Source organism: Deinococcus carri (assembly GCF_039545055.1).
Classification (GTDB): domain Bacteria; phylum Deinococcota; class Deinococci; order Deinococcales; family Deinococcaceae; genus Deinococcus; species Deinococcus carri.
Genome location: NZ_BAABRP010000008.1, coordinates 79,874 through 99,909, shown reverse-complemented (window position 1 = coordinate 99,909; position 20,036 = coordinate 79,874). Strand labels below are relative to the sequence as shown.

Below are 20,036 nucleotides of genomic sequence, written 5' to 3'. Positions count from 1 at the left end.
TTTCCGCTCCGTTCCAGACTTCCCAGGACCGCACCGGCAAGTCTTCCACTGCACGGAAACTACCTTCTCTCCTTCTCCTTCCCGTCGGGGAAGAGCCGCAAAAAGATTCGGCTCTTCCCGGAGGTTCTGTGAGAGTCACTGTCAGCGGCTACTACGGCTTCGGCAACACGGGTGACGAGGCCATCGCGCTCGCCATCACGCGCGAGCTGAAACGGCAGGGGGCGGTGCCGCTGCTGCTCTCGCAGACGCCTGCCGAGACCGCCCGTGCCTACGGCTGCGAGAGTGCCGCCCGCATGAACCCGGCCGCGCTGCTGGGTGCCCTGGCCCGCTCGCAGGTGGTGCTGTCGGGGGGCGGGGGCCTCCTCCAGGACCGGACCAGCGCCCGCACCCTGAGCTATTACCTGGGCATCATCCGGGGGGCGCGGGGGCTGGGCAAACGGGTGGTCATCTTCAACCAGAGCATCGGTCCCCTCAGCGAGGAGGGCGGTCGCAAGGTCGCGGCGGCGCTGCGGGGCCTGCGGGTCATCGTGCGCGACCGGGGCAGCCTGGAGACGCTGCGGGCGCTGGGGCTGGAGGGGGAACTGGGGGGCGACCCGGCGCTGCTCCTCTCCCCCACCCCCGGCCTGACCCCCGACCCCCGGCGCGTCATCCTCGCCCCGCGCGGCGACGTGACGGACGCGGCGGAGGGGCTGAAGGCAGTCGCGGCGCGGCTGCGGGCAGAAGGCCGCCACGTGACCGCGCTGGCCTTCATGCCCGAGCAGGACGACGAGGCAGCGCGCCGCCTGGGCGCGGACGAGGTGCTGAGCACCCGTGAGCCGCAGGTGGCGCTGGACGCCATCGCCGGGGCCGGCTATGTGGTCGGCGTGCGCCTCCACGCCCTGATTCTGGCCGCCGCCGCCGGGGTGCCCTTCGCGGGCGTGAGCTACGACCCCAAGGTGCAGGGCTTCTGCGCGGACGCGGGGGCACCGGCCTTCCCGACCGACTTTGGCGCGGACGCCCTCTGCCCGCCGGTCCTCTCCCGCACGGCCCCCGACTGGGATGCGGTGGCCGGGATGAAGGCCCGCGCGGCCCAGAGTTTCACCCGCGCCCTGACCCGCTAGCCGCCTCACTGTGCCCTGCCCCACAGCGGGGCCGCCCTATTTTCGAGTATCTCCTCACTTATGCCCCGCCCCCGCACCATCACCGACGAACAGATCGTGACGGCGGCCCGCGAGGTGTTTCTGGAACAGGGTTTCCCGGCGACCACCGCCGAGATTGCCCGCCGCGCCGGAGTCTCGGAAGGGACGCTGTTCAAACGCTTTGCCACCAAGGAGGACCTGTTCGAGGAGGCGGTCGGCCTGCGGGATTACGCCACCTGGCGCGAGGAATTGCCCGGCCTGGTCGGGGAAGGCGACGTGCGGCGCAACCTGGAACGGGCCGCCCTGCGCTTTCTGGATACGGCGGGCCGCATCGTGCCCAACCTGATGCTGATCTTCTCGCGCGGCCACGCCCCCGCCCACAACCCCATGCTCGAACGCCTGGGCAACCCCATCCGCAAGGACGCCGACGCCCTGGCGAGCTACCTGCGCGCCGAGGTCGCGCTGGGCCGCGTCCGGCCCGTGGACGCCGACGTGGCGGCGCTGACCCTGATGGGCACCCTGACCCATTACGTCCACCGCGAGTCCATGACGCCCGAGCCGGGGCGCGAGGCCCTGGACGCCGGGCGCTTCGTGCGGGGCCTGCTGGACGTGCTGTGGCCCGGCCTGGAACCCTGACCCGAAAACCCCGTACTGGGGTCCGTAAGGAAGTATCCACTCGTTAACCCCCGTCTCTCTCTCCCCGAGGTTTGCATGCGTTCTCCCCCCCTCTCGTGCCTGCTGCTGACGCTGGCGCTGCTCGCCCCTGCGGGGGCCGCGGCCCAGACAGCAGCACCAGCTACTCCCGCTCCGGCCCCCACCACCCCGGCCACGCCCCTTACCCTGGAGAACATCCTGACCCTGCTGCGGTCCAGCCCCGGCTGGCGCAGCGCGGAATTGCAGTACCGCAGTGCGCGGCTGGCGCTGGACAGTGCGCGTGCCCGTGCCGGGCTGAACGTGACGGTGGGCACCGACGTGGCGGCGGTCAAGGTTCCGGCCTCATCGGGCGACTTCACGCTGGGCACCACGCTCACGGCCCAGGCGTCGGCCAGCGTGCTGCCCTGGTCGCCCGCGCTGGAAGCGGTTCGCAGCGCCGAGCGCAACCTGGGCCGCGCCGCCGCCGAGCTGCGGGCCGCCCAGTTGACGGCCACCGTGAACGCGGTGCAGGCGTACTACGCGGCCAGGAATGCGGCGGCGAACCTCGCGCTGGCCGACGCCCAGACCGCGCTGAGCGAGCGGCAACTGGCGGTCGCCGGGGCACAGCGGGCGGCGGGCGTGCTGAGCGCCGAGGGCCTGCTGGCCCGCCAGGACGCGCTGGCCGATGCTCAGGCGGCGCAGCGTGAGGCCCGCACCAACCTCGACCTCGCCGCGCGGGGCCTGGCGAACCTGCTGGGCCGCCCGGTCACGCTGCCCACCGACCCCGCCGCCTTCAGCCCCCTGCCGCCCATTCCGCAGGCCCCAGCCGCGCCCGATGCCCTGATTGGGCGTGCCCTGACCGCCCGGCCCGAGGTGGCCCGCGCGCGGAATGACCTGGCCGACGCCCAAGCGCAGGTGCGGGCCGCGCAGCTCGACGCCCGGCTGCCCGACCTCACCGCCAGCGTGCAGTACGGGGAACTGGGCACCACCCAGACCACGGCGGGCCGCGTGGTGGGGGGCAGCCTGAACGTGAAGACGGGTGTGCTGGCCGGCCAGGTCAGCTTCCCGCTGAAGGAGGCCACCGACCGCCCCACCGGCCTCGCGCTGGCCCTGAGCGGCAGCTTCGCGGTGATTGGCGGCGGTAAGCAGACCGCGCTGGCCTCCGCCGGGGTGGGTGCGGACCTCGCCGGGGTGGCCCTCGACAGCGCCCGGCAGAGCGTGGACCTGGACGTGCGGCAACGCGCCGCCGACCTGCAAGCCGCGCTCGACCGGGTCGCCAGCGACCGCGCCGCCCTGGCCCGCGCCCAGGCCGCCCTCGCCACTGCGCAGGCCAGGCTGGCTGCCGGACTGGCGACCGACCTCGATGTGCAGGCCGCGCAGCTCAGCGTGACCCAGACGCAGCTCACGCTCAACGGCGCGGGTGTGCAGGCCTACCTCGCCTCGCTGCGGCTGATGCAGGCCACCGGCGACCTCGACCCCACCCTCCTGACTCCCCCGACCCCCAGTGCCCCGGAGGCCCGTCCATGAAGCAACTCAACCTGAAGTCCCTGCCCCTGCCCGCCCTCACCCTCGCCCTGACGCTGGCCGCGCCCGCCGCCGCCGCCCAGACCGTCAGCCTGACGCTGCCCGACGCCGTGACGCGCGCCCTGGCGAGCGGTCCCGACGTGACCACCGCCCGCGCGAACCTCCAGAAGGCGCAGGCCAACCTGAAGGCCACCCAGGCCGACCCCAGCGCCATCATCACCACGCTGACGCAGGCGCAGCAGGGGGCGGCCACCGCCGAGGCGACTCTGGCGGGGACCAAGCTCAACGTGGCGCAGACGGTGGTCACGCAGTACGTAGCCGCCTTCGAGGCCGCTGGACGCATCACGCTCAATCAGGCGCAGGTGGCGCTGGACGAACGCAACCTCCAGATCGCCCAGGCCCGCCTGAAGGCGCGGGTCGCCACCCAGCTCGACGTGAACCGCGCCCAGACCAGCCTGGGCCAGAACCGCCAGGAACTCGCGGACGCTCGCGCGCAGCTCCCGGTGCTGGAGGCACAACTGACACGCACGCTGGGGCTGAACGTGGGCAGCGACCTGAAGCTCACCGCCCCGCCCGCGCCCCCCAAGCTCAGCACCACCCTGGCCGCCCTGCAGGGCGGGCTGGAAAAGCGCCTGCCCACGCTGGTGCAGGCCGCGCAGGGGGCCGAGTTCGCCGCGCTTCAGGTCCGTATCGCCGACAATGACTACACCCCGGCCCGCACCCTGAGTGACGCCCGCACCGCCCTCGCCAACGCCCAGCGGGACCTGGAAGGGGCGCAGCGCGGAGCGGGCACCGGAGTGCGCGACGCCTACCGCACCGTGCAGGACGCGCAGCAGAAGGTGGACCTGGCCCGCCAGCAGGCCGCCAATGCCCAGACCGCGCTGACCCAGGCGCAGGCCCGCCTCAAGGCTGGCACTGCCGCCGCCGTGGAGGTCCAGCAGGCGCAGGTGCAGGCGCAGCAGGCGCAATTTGGCGTGACGCAGGCGCAGGACGGGCTGTGGCGCGCACTCGCCGCGCTGTCGGTCGCCTCCGGCACCGACGTGACCGGGCTGGTGCGGTGAGGCACATGCCACGTTCGCCCCTCCGCGCCGCCCTGCCCCTCACCCTGCTCCTGCTGCTGGCGGCCTGCTCGCCCGCCGGGAAGGAGCAGACGCAGACCGGCACCAAAACGACGACCACCACCACCCGCAACGACCTCGACGCCGCGCCGCCCAAGACCACCGCGCTCGCCGTGCAGACCGCGCCTGCCCAGTCCGGCACCCTGACCGTGACGCGCACCGCCACCGCCACCCTCAAGGCCGACCGTGACAGCAATGTGGCCGCACAGACCGGCGGCACCGTGACGCGCGTGCTGGCCCAGGAGGGCGAGGAGGTCCGCGCCGGGCAGGTCGTGGTGCAGCTCGACGACACGGCGCAGCGGCAGGCGCTCGACAATGCCCGCCTCCAGGTGCAGCAGGCCCAGGTCAACCTGGAGCAGACGCGCACCAACACCGCTCAGGCGACCGGCGCGCTGGAGGCCGCCGTGCAGGCCGCGCAGGCCAGCCTCCAGAAGGCCCGCCAGGACGCCGCGAGTGCCGCGAACCTCTACGCCCTGGGTGGCATCAGCCAGGCCGACCTGACCGCCGCCCGCAGCGCGCAGGCGCAGGCGGAAAGCCAGCTCGCCCAGGCCCGCAACAACCTCGCGCAGAACGGGCGGGGCGGGCAGGGCAGCCTCGCGCTGCTGCAGGTGCAACTCGAACAGGCCCAGGCGGGCGTGCGCCAGGCCGGGGAAAATCTGGCCCGCACCCAGGTCAAGGCCCCCTTTGCGGGCGTGATCGCCTCGCTGGCCGTGGAGGTCGGGGAGTTCGCCGGGCAGGGCAGTCCGGTCTTCCGGCTGGTGGACCAGGGCAGCGTCAAGGCCACCTTCAACGTGCCCCCCGGCGACGCGGGCACGCTCACGCCGGGGACCAAACTCAATCTGACGGCGGGTGGCACGAACTACGTCGCCACCGTGCAGGACGCGAGCGGCGTGGCGGGCAGCGACCGCCTGGTGCCGGTGACGGTGCGGGTGCAGGGCGGCGGTCAGCTCCCGGTCGGCGGCACCGCCCAGGTGCGCTACCGGGCCGCGCTGGGGGGCGGCGTGCTGGTCCCCGCCCCCGCCATCCAGACCGACGGCGGCGAGAACGCCGTGTACGTGGCCGAAGGCGGCGTGGCCCGCCGCGTGCCCGTCACCGTGGTCGCGGAGGCGCAGGGGAAGGTCGCGGTGCGTGGGGTAGATGCCGGGGCGCGGGTCATCTCGCCGGTGCCGCCCAGCCTCCAGGACGGGGCCAGCATCCGGGACAGCGGGGGCGGGACAGGCGGAGGGGGCGCGTCATGAGACGGACTCCGGTGGAAAGGTTGACCGGTCAACCTCGAAATTCGACCGAAGGGAGCGCGTCATGAGCACCCACGACCCCCCGGAATTGACCGCCCCGCGCGGCACGCTGCCCGACGGCACGCCCGAACCCGCCGTCCACCCCGCCGTGCGCTTCAGCGTGCGCAACTACGTCTTTTCCATCGGCATCTTCGTGATGGTGGTGCTGTTCGGGCTGATCTCGGCCTCGCGGCTGGGGGTGGAGCTGCTGCCCAACTTCGAGGTGCCGGTGCTGGCCGTCAGCACCAGCTACCCCGGCGCGACCCCCGACCAGGTGGACCGCGAGGTGAGCCGCCGCATCGAGGACGCGGTGAGCACGCTGGGCGGCGTGGTGGACATCAACACCACCTCCGTGAGCAACCAGTCGGCGGTGGTGATCACCTTTGCCGACAAGACCAACATCGACTCGGCGGCCAACAGCGTCTCGCAGGCGGTGGCCGCCATCCGCGCCACCCTGCCCGACGGGGCGGAAGCGCCGGTCGTGCAGAAGTTCGACCCCAACGCCACCCCCATCCTGACCCTGGCGCTGCTGGGCGGCCCCGCCCGCGCCTCCGACGTGACCGCCTACGCGGAGGACACGCTGGTGCCCCGGCTGGAGCGCGTATCGGGCGTGGCCGACGTGAGTGTGTCGGGCGGCCCCGAGCGGCAGATTCAGGTGCTGCTCGACCCCGCCCGCCTCCAGAGCTACAACCTCGCGCCCGCCCGCGTGACCGGCGCGATTCAGGCCTCCGCGCTCGACCTGCCCGCCGGGAGCCTCACGCAGGAGGGCAACACGGTGGGCTTCTCCACCCGCAACACGCCCACCAGCCTGGGTGACGTGGAGCGCATCGTGGTGGACCCCGCCTCCGGCCTGCGGGTGGCGGACGTGGCGACCGTGCGCGACACCACCGCCCGCGTGACCAGCTACGCCCGCGTCAATGGCCAGCCCGCCGTGCTGCTCAATGTCCGCAAGGCCAGCGGCACGAACAGCGTGGCCGTCGCGGACGCCGTGCGCCGGGCGATGGAGGCGCAGGCGCTTCCTGCGGGCTACCGCCTCACCCTCGCCAGCGACACCACCACCGAGACGCGCACCACCGTGGCCGACACCTTTCACGAGTTCCTGATCGCCATCGTGGCGGTGGGCGTGATTGTGCTGCTGTTCCTGGGAAGGCTGAACACCGTCTTCGCGGTAATTCTCGCCATTCCCATCTCGATCAGCGCCGCGCCGCTGCTGTACAGCGTGCTGGGCTTTTCCTTCAACATCGTGTCGCTGCTGGCGATTATCGTCGCCATCGGCATCGTGGTGGACGACTCCATCGTGGTGGGCGAGAACGTGCAGCGCTACCGCGACCTGGGCTACAGCCGCCTCAGGAGCGTGCTGCTAGGCGGCTCGGAGGTCTTTTCCGCCGTCACCGCCGCCTCCTTCTCGCTGCTGGCCGTGCTGATTCCGCTGAGCTTCATGCCGGGCATCCTGGGGCAGTTCTTCAGCCAGTTCGGGCTGGGGCTGGCCGCCGCCATCGTGATGAGCTGGCTCGAGAGCCTGCTGTTCCTGACGGTCCGTATGGCCTACACCCGCGACCCCGAACCCCTCGGCTGGCGGCAACTTCCCGGCGTGCTGGCCCGGCTGCCGCGCTTCTTCCGCGAGGCGCTGGCCGGCGTCCGCACCCTGCCGGGGCTGCTGCTGCTGGCGCTGATGGGGGCGGCCCTGTGGGCAGGGCTGGACCGGGCGACCGCGCTGCCCACCCCGGCCGTCGCGGTGCTGGCCGTGCTGCTCGCGCCCGTGCTGCTCACGCTGGTGCGTTACCTGCTGACGGTGCTGCTGGCCCTGCTGGAAGCCCTGACCGGCACCCTGCACGGCCTCACCAACCGGGCGGTGGTGGGCACCGCGCGCGCCTACGCCCGCAGCGTGGGTACGGCCCTGAAACGGCCCTGGGTGGTCATGCTGGTCGCCGGGCTGTTCCTGCTGAGCGTGCCGCTCGCCATGCGCGGCGTGGGCTTTTCCTTCGTGCCCAAGAGCGACAGCGGCATCCTGACCGTGGACGTGGAGCTGCCCACCGGCACCGACCTCGCCCGCACCAACGCCCTGACGGCGCGGCTGGAGGCCGACCTGCTGAAACGGCCCGAGGTGCGGCTGGTGCAGACCAGCGTGGGCGCGGGCGGCGTGCTGGGCGGCACCAACGCCAACCAGGCCAGCCTGACGCTGACGTTGGTGCCCAAGGGAGAGCGTCCCGACATCGACACCCTGTCCGCCCGCTACAGCCGCGACCTGAGCCGGCTCGCCGCCAGTGTTCCGGGGGCCGAGGTGCGGGTCGCCTCCGAGCAGACCGGCCCCGGCGGCAGCTACGACCTCAGCCTGGCCTTGACGGCCCCGAACCAGGCGCTGCTGACCGAGCGCAACCGCGCGCTGCTGCGCCTGCTGGCCGCCGACCCCAGCATCCGCACCCTGGAGAGCAGCCTCAGCGCCACCCGCCAGGAACGCACCTTCGTGCCCGACCCGGGCCGGCTCGCGGGCAGCGGCCTGAGCGCGAACGACCTCGCCCAGGCGCTGCGGACCTACAACGAGGGCACGACCGCCGGCACCCTGCGCGCCGCCGACCGCAGCGTGGACATCGTGGTCAAGCTCGACCCCGCCCAGGTGCAGGGCGAGCAGAGCCTGCTGTCGCAGACGGTGTACTCGCAGGCCCTGGGCGCGAACGTGCCGCTGGCCGAACTGGGCGGCTTCCAGCTCCGGCAGGCCCCGGCCACCCTCAGCCGCCTGAACAAGGCCTACACCGCCACCCTGAACATCAACCTGGCGGGGGGAGTGAACCCCTTCGCGTACCAGCAGACGATTGTGCAGAAGGCGCGGCAGGCGGGCCTGCTGACGGACAACGTGACCCTGGGCAACGCCAGCTCCTTCGGCAGCGCGGGCCTGACGGGCGACCTGGTGTTCTACGGCCCCATCGTGCTGGTGCTGGCGGTGCTGCTGACCTACCTGGTGCTGGGGTCGCAGTTCAACTCGTTCCGCTATCCCCTCTACCTGCTGCTGCCGGTGCCGCTCGCCATCGTGGGGGCGCTGTGGACGCTGCACCTCTTCCGGGTGAACCTGGACGTGATCACAGTGCTGGGCATGGTCATCCTGCTGGGCTTATCGACCAAGAACTCCATCCTGTACCTGGAATTCGTGACCGAGCGGATGCGCACGCTGCCGCTGCGCGAGGCGCTGCTGGAGGCCGCCGAGTTGCGCTTCCGGCCCATCCTGATGACCACCCTGACCGTGCTGGTGATCAGCATTCCGCTGGTGTTCGGCCAGGGCAGCGGGGCCGAGCTGCGCCGGGGCCTGGGCATCGTGATTCTGGGCGGGGTGATCACCTCCACCCTGCTGACCTTTTACGTGGTGCCCAGCGTCTTCTACCAGTTCGAGCGCCGCCGCCAGACGCCCACCCAGGTGGAAGGCGCGTTCGTGCCCGCCGATTGAGGCGGCCTGCGGCAGGAGTAAATCGTCTGACGGTCCAACCCCTCAAACCTCGTTGAGAACGGGGTTCGAGCGGTTGGACCTTTTGAACCCTCGACCCTCCCGCGCGCGCCCTCCCCGCGGGAGAATTGGCCTTTGGTGCAGTTTCGCTCAAGACCCCGTCAGATACGCCCGCCTAGAATGCGGCCACAACGTGCAGTGAACGTGCAGGACCCGCGCCGGAAGCTCCGGCCCGCGTGAAGGAGAGAGGGACACTATGGACTGGAAAAATCTTCCGAGCAGTGGCGGCGGCGTCGAGGACGGGCGTGGGGGCGGCGGGCTGCCCGGCGGCGGCATCGCGGTGGGTGGCGTCGGCGGCCTGATCATCGCCCTGATTGCCATGTTCTTCGGCATCAACCCCGGCTCGATTCTGGGCGGCGACACCTCCACCCAGACGCAGACACAGAGCCAGACGCAATCCCAGAGCGGTCAGTCGGACGAGACGGTGGACTTCGTGGATCGCATCCTGGGCAGCACCAACCAGGTCTGGTCGGGCATCTTCCAGCAGGCAGGGCGCACGTACACGCCCCCCAAGCTGCACCTGTTCAGCAACGCCGTGAATACGGCCTGCGGCCAGGCCAGCAGCGCGGTCGGCCCCTTCTACTGCCCCCTCGACCAGAAGGTGTACCTCGACACCCGCTTCTTTGCCCAGATGGACCGGCAACTGGGCGGCGGCGGCGACTTCGCCTACTCCTACGTGATCGCCCACGAGGTCGGCCACCACGTGCAGAACGAACTGGGCATCGCGGATCAGGTCACCCGCGCCCAGCAGCAGGCCCGCAGCGAGGCCGAGGCCAACAGCCTCAGCGTGCGCCTGGAACTTCAGGCCGACTGCTTCGCGGGCGTGTGGGGCAACCACGTGACCGACCTCGCCAAGCTGACCGAGGCCGACGTGCGCGAGGCCATCAACACCGCCGCCGCCATCGGTGACGACACCCTCCAGCGCCAGGGCCAGGGCTACGTGGTGCCCGACTCCTTTACCCACGGCACCAGCCAGCAGCGCGAGACGTGGTTCATGACCGGCTTCAAGAGCGGCAACCCCAACACCTGCGACACCTTCAACAAGAACTACGGCCAGTTGTAAGCCCCAGGCCACCTGCGCTCTTATGGGCGCATGAGCGCCCGCCCCCGACCCCAGCCCCACTGGACTGTCGGGGGCGTTCCCGTGGAGCTGAAGCGCAGTGCCCGCCGCCGCACCCTGGCCCTCAGCGTGGGACCGGGCCGCGTGACCGTCTACGCGCCTGCCAGAGCACCTCTCGCCCTGATTCAGGACTTCGTGGAGACAAAACGCACCTGGGCGGAAGGCCACCTCGCCACCTACGCGGCGCGGGAGGTGAAGGCCTCACCCTTCACGGACGGCTCGCCCCTGCCCTTCTTCGGGGAGACGCTGACCCTGCGGCTCACCCCCGGCCTCCGCACACCCACCCGCCGGGGGCACGAGGTGCAGGCGGGAGCAGGCGACCCGCCCGAGGTCGCCCGGCAGGTCGAGGCCTGGTATCGCCGGGCCGCCCTCCCCGAACTGCGCGTGCTGACCGAAGGGTACGCGGACGCGCTGGGCGCACGTGAGCGGCTGCGGCAGGTCAGGCTGACAGGTGCCCGCACCCGCTGGGGCAGTTGCACTGCTGCGGGCATCATCCGCCTGCACTGGTCCCTCGCCCGCGCCCCACGTGAGGTCGCCGCCTACGTCGCCCTGCACGAGGCCGCCCACCTGCTCGAACTCAACCACTCCCCCCGCTACTGGGCACACGTGGCCCGCCTGATGCCCGACCACGCCTGCTGGCGGCGCTGGCTGCGCGAACAGGGGCATACGCTGCTGGGGGGCTAGGCGTCGAAAGGTCGAGGAGTCGAGAAAAGTACCGTTCTCTCGACTCCTCGACCCCTGGGTTTCTCGACGTTCCTACATCGCGGGCATCGGCGTAGGACTCGGCAGCCCCGGTGTGTCCGGGTTGTCGGTCGGCGTCGGCTCGGGCATGCCGGGCAGGTCGGGGTTCATGGGGGGGTCCATGATGGGGCCGGGTTCGGTGCCGCCAGGCAGACGCTCGGGCAATGGCGCGGGCGTGTCGGTCGGTTCGGACGCGGGAGCGGGGGGACGGTTGTAGGGTCCAGTCATGCGGCTACCTCCTGATGGGGGATGAGACACGCAGTCTGGCCCGGCCATATCGCAGCCGCGCGAGAAAGGCGTGAAGGAAGCTTCACCCGCCCCCCAATTCAGGGGATAGGCCACGGCCCCCGCCCCCCGCAAACTGGGTTGTATGAGAGGCTCACGTTCGACACAGGGGGCAACCATGATTCTGGTGGTGCTGTTCACCCTGCTGCTGCTGGCCGGCATCCTGGCCGCCACACTGCGCCTGGGCCTGGGTAGTCGGCAGAATACAGCGGATCAGGCGGCAACGCTCAGGGCACAGTATGCGGCGGAATCGGGGATGGCAGTCATGACACAGCGACTGCGCGATTATCAGACTATTCTGAGCCCGACCCGGCCCGGACCAAATAGCACCACTATCACGAATATTCTTGTCCCCCCCTCTACTACCAAGGCAGAGCTACAGGCCTATGCTGAGCAGTTCTGTAATTACGACGCCTCCACGAACACCTGGGCGACGATTACAGAGTTCAATACGGCGCGTTCCGAACAAGACTCGGATATCTTCACGGATGCCAAGCAGTGTACGGTCAATAGTATCGCGAACAATCCAAATCAGTTTCAGGTTCTGGCTGACATCATAACACCAGAAGCTTATGAGACATTGGAGCTTTCGACCGAACGTCCCTCCGATACTAACGATGAAGACGTCCTTAAGGCGTGGTGGAAGACTCTTCTGACCACTGAACGTAGCGGAACGAACTGGAAGCTGAATCTACGTGCCTTGCGCGTCGTTCAACTTACGCCCACCCGCTATCGCTTTTACTTCGGGGTGCTGAGTGCCAAAACCAGGGGCCAGGAGAACTCCACCCAACGCATCTTGGCGGCTTCGCGTGCCAGCAACGGCATCTGGTGGATCGAGGTCCAGCTGCCCAATCTACTGGAAGACGTGCTGATGACCAACCACCACCGTGCCAAGCCAGGTATTCAGGAAACATATGACCCCGCAGGGGCACCGGGGGTCAACTTCACCAGCCAGCGCTTTGATGGCTCAGTACATACCAACGAGAAATATCTATTTGATAATGCCTCTAGTGCAGTATTTCTCGACAAGGTGAGCAGTGTGGGATGTACCGATTTGCCAGAGAACGGCAGGCCGGAAAGTGGGGATTGTGAGAAGAAGACAGGTGTCTACATCAGAGGATTATCTGGCCCACAGACCCCACCAGATTCAGCCAATAGCGATGAGGACCGTGACAAATATCTTGCCAACCTCGTTGTGTCTTCTCCCAGAACTGTCAACTTCGTTAAGAGTACACAGGACACCACTAAGATTGACTACACAAAGACAGACTTTACAGCGGCATATAAACCGCTGCCAGAGAATGAGAACGACCAGATCGCAGCAGCCAAGGATAGCGGTCTCTACTTCGGCGCTTCGGTCGAGAGTTTTTCCATGAAAGCAGCCGATTCAAGCGGGAATCCGCTCAGTAATTATGCCAATGGGAGATGGGGCGAAACTTCGGGGAATATTTATCAATACATCACGATTACCAGAAAGGAGATTACTAATACTCGCAAGTGCAATACTGGCTCTTGGTCTTATGCCGACAAGAAATCAGGAAGGAACTATACGCCTACTGCTGCTTACAACAGTACGCCCGACTACATCGAGGGCAATCGCGCTAGGCAAACCATCACAGTCTATGGAAAAACTCGTTATCAGATTAGAGCCGTAACCTGCTACAACGTCCCCTCTGAAACACTTGTATCCGAAGAATACCGCTATGGACCAGATATGGTCCTTAAGAAGAAACCCGCCATCGGCAACTGGAGCAGTGCAACTACAGTCAGGTCCAACTTCAATGGCGTTATCTATGCACCTAACTTCTCCAACATTTCTGGCCCAACCCGAATCGGCAATGATACCACCGGGGCCCTCGACAAGGCACCGCCCGCACTTGCCTCCTTCGCCAAGATCACCCTGGCTGCATCGGATGATATCGCCATCTCTTCGGACCTCACCATGTCGGAAACGCCCTGCACCTTCTCCGAGACAAAGGCGACCCCGCCCTGTAAACGCAAGCCCAGTAACGTTCTTGGCATTTACAGTCAAAATGGCGATATCGTCTTTAAAAACCCATCTCCCAAAAATATAAACATTCACGCCGCCATGATTGCCAGTACTGGACAGGCCACTGTGGAAAACTACGATACCCGGCCTCAAAACGGCAATGTCAAGTTGATTGGCAGCCTGATTGAGAACTGGTATGGTGCTTTTGGCACTTACGGTGGCAGTGGCGGTGATACCGGGTACGGCAGAGACTTTACCTACGATAGCCGCCTAAACAGCGGGATCACACCCCCATTCTTTCCCGTATCCCCACGTTGGAACGTTCAACCGGCTTCCGAGATTTCAAGCAACCGTCTTTTCAATATTATTCCCATCAACGTAAAGGCGACCTCGTTCTGATGCGCCGTTTTCAGACTGGTTTCACCCTCCTCGAAGTCCTCGTCGTCATTGCTGTCATCGGCATTCTGGCAGGCATCTTCGGCCTCAGTATCATCCGTAGTATTCGTACCGCCGAGCTGCGTGAGGCCGCCACCCAGGTCGCCACCGACTTCCGGCGGGCACGTTCGCAGGCGCAGCGGGAGAGTACAGACGTGGCGCTCGTCATGCCAGGTACGGCGGGGGGGACTTCTTACACGGTGAGAGGACAGCCGAGGACAGTACCAAACAATGTGACCTTACTCTGTACATCAAACTGTGGGAGTGGCTCAACAGTGACTGTCAACTATCAGGCCCCTTATGGCGAACTGGGAGCCACGGGCAGCGTCTTCACCATCCAGAGTCCAAACAGCAGCGTTGCTTCCCTGGAGGTCAGGATTGTGGGTGTGACAGGGAAGGTCATCCTGGCCAAGGCAGGGTCCTGAATGGTACGTCATTTTAAAAGTCGCGCCAGGGCTAACGAGCAAGGTTTTACTCTCGTTGAGATTTTGGTCGCCATCGCGCTGCTGGGGATTTTGGCGGCGGTATTAACAGCCACTCTGACAGGTTCCCTGAGCCTGAACCGGCAGGCGCAGCGGCAACTCGATACCACCTCGAATGTCCAGCAGGTGATAGAGAATGTACGAAATGCCTGGAATACCACCAGCAATTACGACAGCGCGTGTGCCCCTGGTCTGAGCGCTCCTGACGGCTACACGGTCAAGTTCATCAACCTGAGTTCACGGGCACAACCGTTGACAGCAGCAGGTGCTGTCGCAACTGGCACCACAGCCGCGCCCAGCAACAACGTGACTGTGCAGGCCGCCTGTACAGCAGCGACCGGGGCTACAGTCGGCTCAGGTACCTCGGCCAGTGTGCCGGTCATGCGCCGCGTCATTGTCCAATCGGGGACCGCCGTTGCGGGCAGCTCAACGCCTTCTGTGAGTCCGCAGGACGTGGCCCTGACGCTCGACATCCTGAGGCCCCAATGAAACGCAACGCCCAAGCTGGGTTCACTCTGCTCGAACTGCTGGTCGCTATGGCGATCATGGGTGTGGTGTTAATGGCACTGCTGAATTACTTCTCTCAGGGCACTCGCATCTCTACCCAGTCCAGCAGCCGTGCGGAGTTGCAACAGGAGATTTTGAACGTTCAGCAGCTCATCGCAGGTCGCTTGAAAGAAGCGTGGTACGTATATCCCTCCAGCCAGACCCTGCAACTGGGCAGTACGCCCACAAGCACGGCAGCCCTGAGGCGCAATCCGGTCGCAGGAACGGCACGCTCAGGTACCGCCAACTGGCTCACGGGCACTGACCCGGTTCTGGCAGTCATCCTGCTCCCCAGGGACATTACGGGGACGTGCCCTGACACCACGGCCACCACTGCACAGAAAGAGGCGGGGAAGGATTACTGTTACCGTTTCTTCGCCTATTACCCGGTCAAACGTTCTGTTTGGGTCACGGGAACCACCGACAGCGGCGTCCCCAGCGCCAGCAATCCGGGGGATGACAGCGCCAACGGAGACGTATGGGTGCTGGCCGAATACCGCAAGACCCTGTATGGCTTCAAGGCTGGGGACACAATACCCACCTCCACACTGGACGGAGGCGACGCCAACATCTTGGCCGACTACGTGGCTCCCACGGTCGCTACACCCGGCTTCACGACCACGACCCCCATCGACAACACCTACACCATGTTCAGTCTTCTGCCTACCGGGACAAGTGCCACGGTGCCCGTCACCGGCGTCACCCTCAACCTTGCCACCACCCGCAAGATCGGCGGCATCACCCTGCGCCTGCCCAACGCCACCGACGAATACAGCATCACCGTCTACCCCACCAACCTCGGGAAAATAGCCGCCAACTGAACACCTTTTTCAATCCCTGAGCCTCCACGTGCCCGCCTGCGTGGAGGCTCTACACTTGGTCCCATGCTCGTCTCGGACCGGGTTCAGGACCTTCTCTCGCGGGAGCGCGTGCTGCTGGCGGACCTTCAGGCGTTTCTGGAAACACAGGGCGCACCGCCCGAGGCGGTCGAACACGCGCGGCAGGCGGTCCGGTCGCTGGACGAGAGCTTCCTGCTGGTGGTGGTGGGCGAGTTCAACGCGGGCAAGAGCAGTTTCGTGAACGCGCTGTTGGGCGCGTCCGTGCTGCCCGAGGGCGTGACGCCCACCACCGACCGCATCTACGTGCTCGTCCATGGCGACCAGCCGGGGCAGATGGAACCCACCCGCGACCCCTTCGTGAGCCGCCTGACCTATCCCCTCCCCAGCCTGGAGGGGGTGGCGCTGGTGGACACGCCCGGCACGAACGCGATCATTCGGCAGCACCAAGCACTCACCGAGGGCTTCTTGCCGCGCGCCGACCTGGTGCTGTTTCTGACCTCGGCGGACCGGCCTTTCACCGAGTCCGAGCGGCAGTTTCTCGCGCTGGCCGCCCGCTGGGGCCGCAGCGTGATCTTGGTCGTCAACAAGGCCGACCTGCTGGAAACGCAGGCGCAGCGCGAGCAGGTGCGCGAGTTCGTCTCGGCGGGGGCGCGGGGCGTGCTGGGCCTCACGCCGCCGGTGTTCCTGATCAGCGCGCGGGGCGAGCAACGGGGGGGTGACCCGGGCTTCTACGCGCTGCGCGAGGTGCTGAAGATGCGTCTCTCGGAAACCGAGCGCACCCGGCTGAAGCTGCAAAGCCCCCTGGGCACGGCGGCGGAAATCCTGGGCGGCGAGGAAGCCCGCGCCGGGGCCGCCCGCCAGACGCTGACCGAGGACCTGAGCATCCTGCGCGACCTCGAAGCGCAGCGCGAGCACCACCGCGTGAGCATGCTGGGCGAACTCGACGGGCAGCTCAACCGCCTGGGCCGCCTCCTCAGCGAGTTCGAGGTGCGGGCCGACCGCTTCATTGACGATAAACTGCGCTTCGGCAATATTCGCGGCCTGCTGAACAGCCGCGAGCTGGAGGAACAATTCCGGCGCGAGGCGGTCGCGGACCTGCCCGACGCCCTCGACCGGCAGTTCGGCAGCATGATCGACCGCTTCGTGGAGGCCAACCTGCACTTCTGGGAGGACGTGCAGGCCTTCTTGCTGCGCCGCCAGCCCAGCAGCGAGGTGGCGCGCACCCGCTTCTCCTACGACCGGGGTGCCCTGCTGGAAGGCATCGCGGGCAGCGCACGCGAGCACCTGGAAACGACCACCGAACACGAACTCGGCCGCCAACTCGCGCGTGATGCTGAGGACGCCCTCAAGGGCGCGGTGGGCGGACTGGCCGGGGGCATCGGCATCGGGGCCACGCTGGGCGCGCTGATCGGGGCCTCCGCCGTGGACTTTACCGGGGGCATCCTGGCGGGCCTCACGCTGGGCAGCCTGGGCCTCTTTGTGCTGCCCAACAAGCGGCTTCAGGCGCACCGGCAACTGCGCCAGAAGGTCGCGGACCTGCGCGAGGCCCTGGAGCGCATCGTGCGCCGCGAGTACGAATGCGAGCAGGAGCGCGCCGACACCCGCCTGCGTGACGCCATCAGCCCCTACACCCGCTTCACCCAGCAGGAGCAGGCCCGGCTGGAACAGGCCCAGACCCGCGCCGCCGAGCTGCGTGCCCGGCTGGACGCTTTGCAGGCGGACGTCAAGGCCCTCGACTAGACCTCTTGCGGGGCGGCTGACCGTGACACCGCCCTAGGGGAAACTTGACAAGAGCCGCCGCTATCCTTAGCATTGCTTTCGCTTCACCATTGCTGGGGTGGCGGAATTGGTAGACGCACTAGCTTGAGGTGCTAGCGCCGCGAGGCGTGTGGGTTCAAGTCCCATCTCCAGCACCAATGGGCCGCCGGAATCTTAGGGTTCCGGCGGTGCGCTTTTGGGGCAGTGTTGCGGCACGGCGCGCGTATGCTACACTCCGCCTCGCATTGCTGGCGCAACGCAGCGGGAACGCTCGAACCTGGTCAGGGCCGGAAGGCAGCAGCCATAAGGGATGATTCTCGGGTGCCGTTGCTCACCGGCAATGCTTTTTTTGTGCCTTCCGGCCCTGCAACCGTTTCTTTCCTGCTCGCTCTGCTGCGCAGTCGTCGTGAACGGACGCCCCGGGGGACGCCACTCCTCAGCTTTGCAAGTCCGCTCGGGTTGAACAGTTTTTGTCACTGTTCAACCGGAATTCGTATCAGCGGGCCGCCCGTTGTGCCTCAGCCTGGGCGGCCAGTTGCCGCCCCGCCCGCACCTCTCTCTCCGTGACCACGTGGGCGGCGGGGGTGATGCGCTCACCCGCATGGGTCCAGCCTCCCGCCGGGGCGTGCGGGGACGGCGACAGTTGGGAACGGAGCAGCCTCAGCAGGTCGGGGGTCAGCATGGCTGGAGTGTGCGGGCGGCCCGTCAGACGGCGGTCTGAGAGGCGTCAGGGGGAGGTCAGCGCAGCCCCTCAGCGCGTCTTGGGAATCAGCACCAGCGCCTGCACCTCCTTCACCACGGCCAGTTCGCGCAGCCGCTCGCCGTCGAGGTCGCCGGACTTGGCGAGGGCCTCGGCCTTCTTGCGGTCGATGGCGGCGACCTCCAGGGCGGCGGCGTCTCCGAACACGTCGCGGAAACGGTCGAGGGGGTACTCGACGCGGCGCGACACCTTCAGGTCGGCGCGGTAGAGGTCCGTCTCGGCGCGGGCACCGCCGACCAGGGCCGCCTTGATCTGCGCGGCCAGCTCGTCGCGTTCCAGTTCCAGGCCCTGCAAGGTGTCGCGCAGGGTGGCGTAGCGTTCCAGCAGTTCCTCCAGGGTGGGTTCGGTGGTCGGGTCCGTCATGGCCTGACGATACGCGAGGTCACCTCATCCGGGCCGGGTAGGATACCCAGTGTGAGCCTGCCTCCCTTTGACTCCAACGAACTCGAACGGCGCATTCTGGACGCGGTCCGCCGCGGGGCCAGCATGGAAGACATCGCCGGGCTGCGCCCCGGCCGCATGTCCACGCCCGAAGACGCGATTCAGGCCCTCAAGGACGGCAACGCCCGCTTCTTCTCCGGCCACGCCACCCGGCCGGAGGCGGACGCCAACCAGCGCCGCGCCCTGATCATGGGCCAGACGCCCTTTGCGACGGTCCTGGCGTGCAGTGACAGCCGCGTGCCGGTGGAGATCGTGTTCGACCAGGGCCTGGGCGACCTCTTCGTGGTGCGGGTGGCGGGCAACGTGGTGGGCGAGGGGGTGCTGGGGTCGCTGGAATACGCCACCGAGCACCTCAACGTGCACCTGATCGTCGTGATGGGCCACGAGGGCTGCGGGGCCGTCGCCGCCGCGCTGCTGTCCCCCGAGCAGCTCGCGCAGGAACCCGAGAACCTGCGCCACCTGATCACCCGCATTCAGCCCTGCGTGCAGAGCCTTCCCCCCATCCGCGACAAGAAGGCCCGGATGCGCGAGGCCGTGCTGAACAATGTCCGGCATCAAGTGGCCGCCCTGCGCGAGCAGCCCGTCATCCAGGCCGCCGAGGCCAGCGGGCGCATCCGCGTGATCGGGGCCTTTTACGAGATCGGCTCCGGGGCGGTGGACTTCCTGACCGAGGAAGAAGACCTGCGGCCCTGAGGGGTGGGGCCGCCGGGCTAGAGTGCGGCCGTGGAAGCACCTCACCCCGTCATGGTGGGCGAGCGGGTGATCCTGGCGCGGCTGCGACGCGAGGACATCCCCGAACTCACCCGCTACTTTCAGAATCTCGAACTCAGCACCTACCTGGGCGGCTCCGGTGTGTCCTACAGCCTCGAAGACGAGCAGGCGTACTTCGAGAGCATCAGCCGCAACAACCCCGCGCACGTCACCTTCGGCGTGTACGAGCGGGACGGTGGCCGGTTAATCGGCGGCGTGGACCTGCACGACATCAACCACCGCCACGGCACCGCCGAACTGGGCGTGAGCATTCACGATCCGGCGTGCTGGAGCGGCGGCTTCGGCTCCGAGGCGACCCGGCTGATGGTGGAATACGGCGTGTTCCACCTCGGTCTGCACAACATCCTGCTGAAGGTCTTTTCCTTCAACACCCGCGCCATCCGCGCCTACGAGAAAGTCGGCTTCGAAGTCTGCGGGCGGCGGACGGGCACGGTCAGGCTGGGCGGCCAGCGGTACGACACCGTCTTCATGGAAATCACGGCGAACCGGGTCGATATGTCCGCCTTGCAGGCCCAGATCACGCTGCTGAAGTGACGGCAACAAAAAACCGCCCGGTGGTGCGGGGTGGGCACTTCAGCGGGGAGGCGAGGGGGTGTTCACCCAGTCAGAGGCCGTTCCCGGCTCCTGTGAACTTGTGTTGCGCCCTAAGTTTTACCGGGCCGGACCACCCTCTGATCCAGGGCGTCCGGCCACTTCTCTATCAGCACT

The 20,036-nt window shown here is 67.6% G+C and carries 18 protein-coding genes, 1 tRNA gene and 1 other RNA gene; 17 read left to right on the top strand and 3 right to left on the bottom strand.

From position 1 onward, the window contains the following. The first annotated feature begins 128 nt into the window (after positions 1-128). The 8 genes from csaB to ABEA67_RS11545 all read left to right on the top strand — a co-directional run bounded on the left by csaB (position 129) and on the right by ABEA67_RS11545 (position 10,964). Positions 129-1,100, top strand: coding sequence for a polysaccharide pyruvyl transferase CsaB (csaB, locus tag ABEA67_RS11580; RefSeq protein WP_345465252.1), 972 nt, complete (start codon positions 129-131; stop codon positions 1,098-1,100). 60 nt (positions 1,101-1,160) lie between these two features. Next, positions 1,161-1,754, top strand: a complete 594-nt coding sequence (locus ABEA67_RS11575; RefSeq protein ID WP_345465250.1) for a TetR/AcrR family transcriptional regulator — start codon at positions 1,161-1,163, stop codon at positions 1,752-1,754. A gap of 75 nt (positions 1,755-1,829) precedes the next feature. Further along, positions 1,830-3,278: a TolC family protein gene (locus ABEA67_RS11570; protein WP_345465248.1), complete on the top strand. Its 1,449-nt coding sequence runs from the start codon at positions 1,830-1,832 to the stop codon at positions 3,276-3,278. Next, on the top strand, positions 3,275-4,336 hold the full coding sequence (locus ABEA67_RS11565) for a TolC family protein (RefSeq protein WP_345465246.1): 1,062 nt from the start codon (positions 3,275-3,277) through the stop codon (positions 4,334-4,336). The genes ABEA67_RS11570 and ABEA67_RS11565 overlap by 4 nt, the downstream gene beginning before the upstream one ends. Before the next feature lie 5 nt (positions 4,337-4,341). After that, the gene (locus ABEA67_RS11560; RefSeq protein ID WP_345465244.1) at positions 4,342-5,631 is read left to right on the top strand and encodes an efflux RND transporter periplasmic adaptor subunit; all 1,290 of its coding nucleotides are present in this window, start codon (positions 4,342-4,344) and stop codon (positions 5,629-5,631) included. Positions 5,632-5,692: 61 nt separating this feature from the next. Continuing rightward, the gene (locus ABEA67_RS11555) at positions 5,693-9,103 is read left to right on the top strand and encodes an efflux RND transporter permease subunit (RefSeq protein WP_345465242.1); all 3,411 of its coding nucleotides are present in this window, start codon (positions 5,693-5,695) and stop codon (positions 9,101-9,103) included. Positions 9,104-9,356: 253 nt separating this feature from the next. Further along, entirely contained in the window at positions 9,357-10,223 is an 867-nt protein-coding gene (ypfJ, locus tag ABEA67_RS11550; RefSeq protein ID WP_345465240.1) for a KPN_02809 family neutral zinc metallopeptidase, read from the top strand. Between the two features lie 30 nt (positions 10,224-10,253). Then, positions 10,254-10,964 carry a M48 family metallopeptidase gene (locus ABEA67_RS11545; RefSeq protein WP_345465238.1) on the top strand — a complete coding sequence of 237 codons (711 nt, stop codon included), beginning with the start codon at positions 10,254-10,256 and terminating at the stop codon, positions 10,962-10,964. Positions 10,965-11,036: 72 nt separating this feature from the next. On the opposite strand, the gene ABEA67_RS11540 is transcribed toward ABEA67_RS11545, so the two are convergent. Beyond that, on the bottom strand, positions 11,037-11,249 hold the full coding sequence (locus ABEA67_RS11540; protein WP_345465236.1) for a hypothetical protein: 213 nt from the start codon (positions 11,247-11,249) through the stop codon (positions 11,037-11,039). 175 nt (positions 11,250-11,424) lie between these two features. Here ABEA67_RS11540 and ABEA67_RS11535 point away from each other — a divergent pair, with 175 nt between their 5' ends. From ABEA67_RS11535 to ffs, 7 genes are all read left to right on the top strand, one after another. Then, positions 11,425-13,695: a hypothetical protein gene (locus tag ABEA67_RS11535; protein WP_345465234.1), complete on the top strand. Its 2,271-nt coding sequence runs from the start codon at positions 11,425-11,427 to the stop codon at positions 13,693-13,695. Continuing rightward, entirely contained in the window at positions 13,695-14,156 is a 462-nt protein-coding gene (locus ABEA67_RS11530; RefSeq protein ID WP_345465231.1) for a pilus assembly FimT family protein, read from the top strand. The genes ABEA67_RS11535 and ABEA67_RS11530 overlap by 1 nt, the downstream gene beginning before the upstream one ends. Then, positions 14,157-14,702 (top strand): prepilin-type N-terminal cleavage/methylation domain-containing protein, encoded by a 546-nt coding sequence (locus ABEA67_RS11525; RefSeq protein WP_345465229.1) that lies wholly within the window; start codon positions 14,157-14,159, stop codon positions 14,700-14,702. It begins immediately after the preceding gene. Beyond that, entirely contained in the window at positions 14,699-15,580 is an 882-nt protein-coding gene (locus tag ABEA67_RS11520; RefSeq protein ID WP_345465227.1) for a PulJ/GspJ family protein, read from the top strand. The genes ABEA67_RS11525 and ABEA67_RS11520 overlap by 4 nt, the downstream gene beginning before the upstream one ends. A 63-nt stretch (positions 15,581-15,643) precedes the next feature. Then, positions 15,644-17,338, top strand: coding sequence for a dynamin family protein (locus tag ABEA67_RS11515; protein WP_345465225.1), 1,695 nt, complete (start codon positions 15,644-15,646; stop codon positions 17,336-17,338). A gap of 91 nt (positions 17,339-17,429) precedes the next feature. Continuing rightward, positions 17,430-17,514 (top strand) — tRNA-Leu (locus ABEA67_RS11510). Positions 17,515-17,601: 87 nt separating this feature from the next. Beyond that, positions 17,602-17,700: signal recognition particle sRNA small type (gene ffs / locus ABEA67_RS11505), an RNA gene on the top strand. 152 nt (positions 17,701-17,852) lie between these two features. Here ffs and ABEA67_RS11500 read toward each other — a convergent pair. Both ABEA67_RS11500 and ABEA67_RS11495 read right to left on the bottom strand, forming a co-directional pair. Beyond that, complete coding sequence (locus ABEA67_RS11500) at positions 17,853-18,038, bottom strand: hypothetical protein (RefSeq protein WP_345465223.1); 186 nt, start codon at positions 18,036-18,038, stop codon at positions 17,853-17,855. Positions 18,039-18,107: 69 nt separating this feature from the next. Then, positions 18,108-18,479, bottom strand: coding sequence for a hypothetical protein (locus ABEA67_RS11495; RefSeq protein ID WP_345465221.1), 372 nt, complete (start codon positions 18,477-18,479; stop codon positions 18,108-18,110). Positions 18,480-18,530: 51 nt separating this feature from the next. Here ABEA67_RS11495 and ABEA67_RS11490 point away from each other — a divergent pair, with 51 nt between their 5' ends. Both ABEA67_RS11490 and ABEA67_RS11485 read left to right on the top strand, forming a co-directional pair. Beyond that, the gene (locus tag ABEA67_RS11490; RefSeq protein ID WP_345465219.1) at positions 18,531-19,250 is read left to right on the top strand and encodes a carbonic anhydrase; all 720 of its coding nucleotides are present in this window, start codon (positions 18,531-18,533) and stop codon (positions 19,248-19,250) included. Positions 19,251-19,280: 30 nt separating this feature from the next. Beyond that, positions 19,281-19,862: a GNAT family N-acetyltransferase gene (locus ABEA67_RS11485; protein ID WP_345465217.1), complete on the top strand. Its 582-nt coding sequence runs from the start codon at positions 19,281-19,283 to the stop codon at positions 19,860-19,862. Positions 19,863-20,036: the final 174 nt, after the last annotated feature.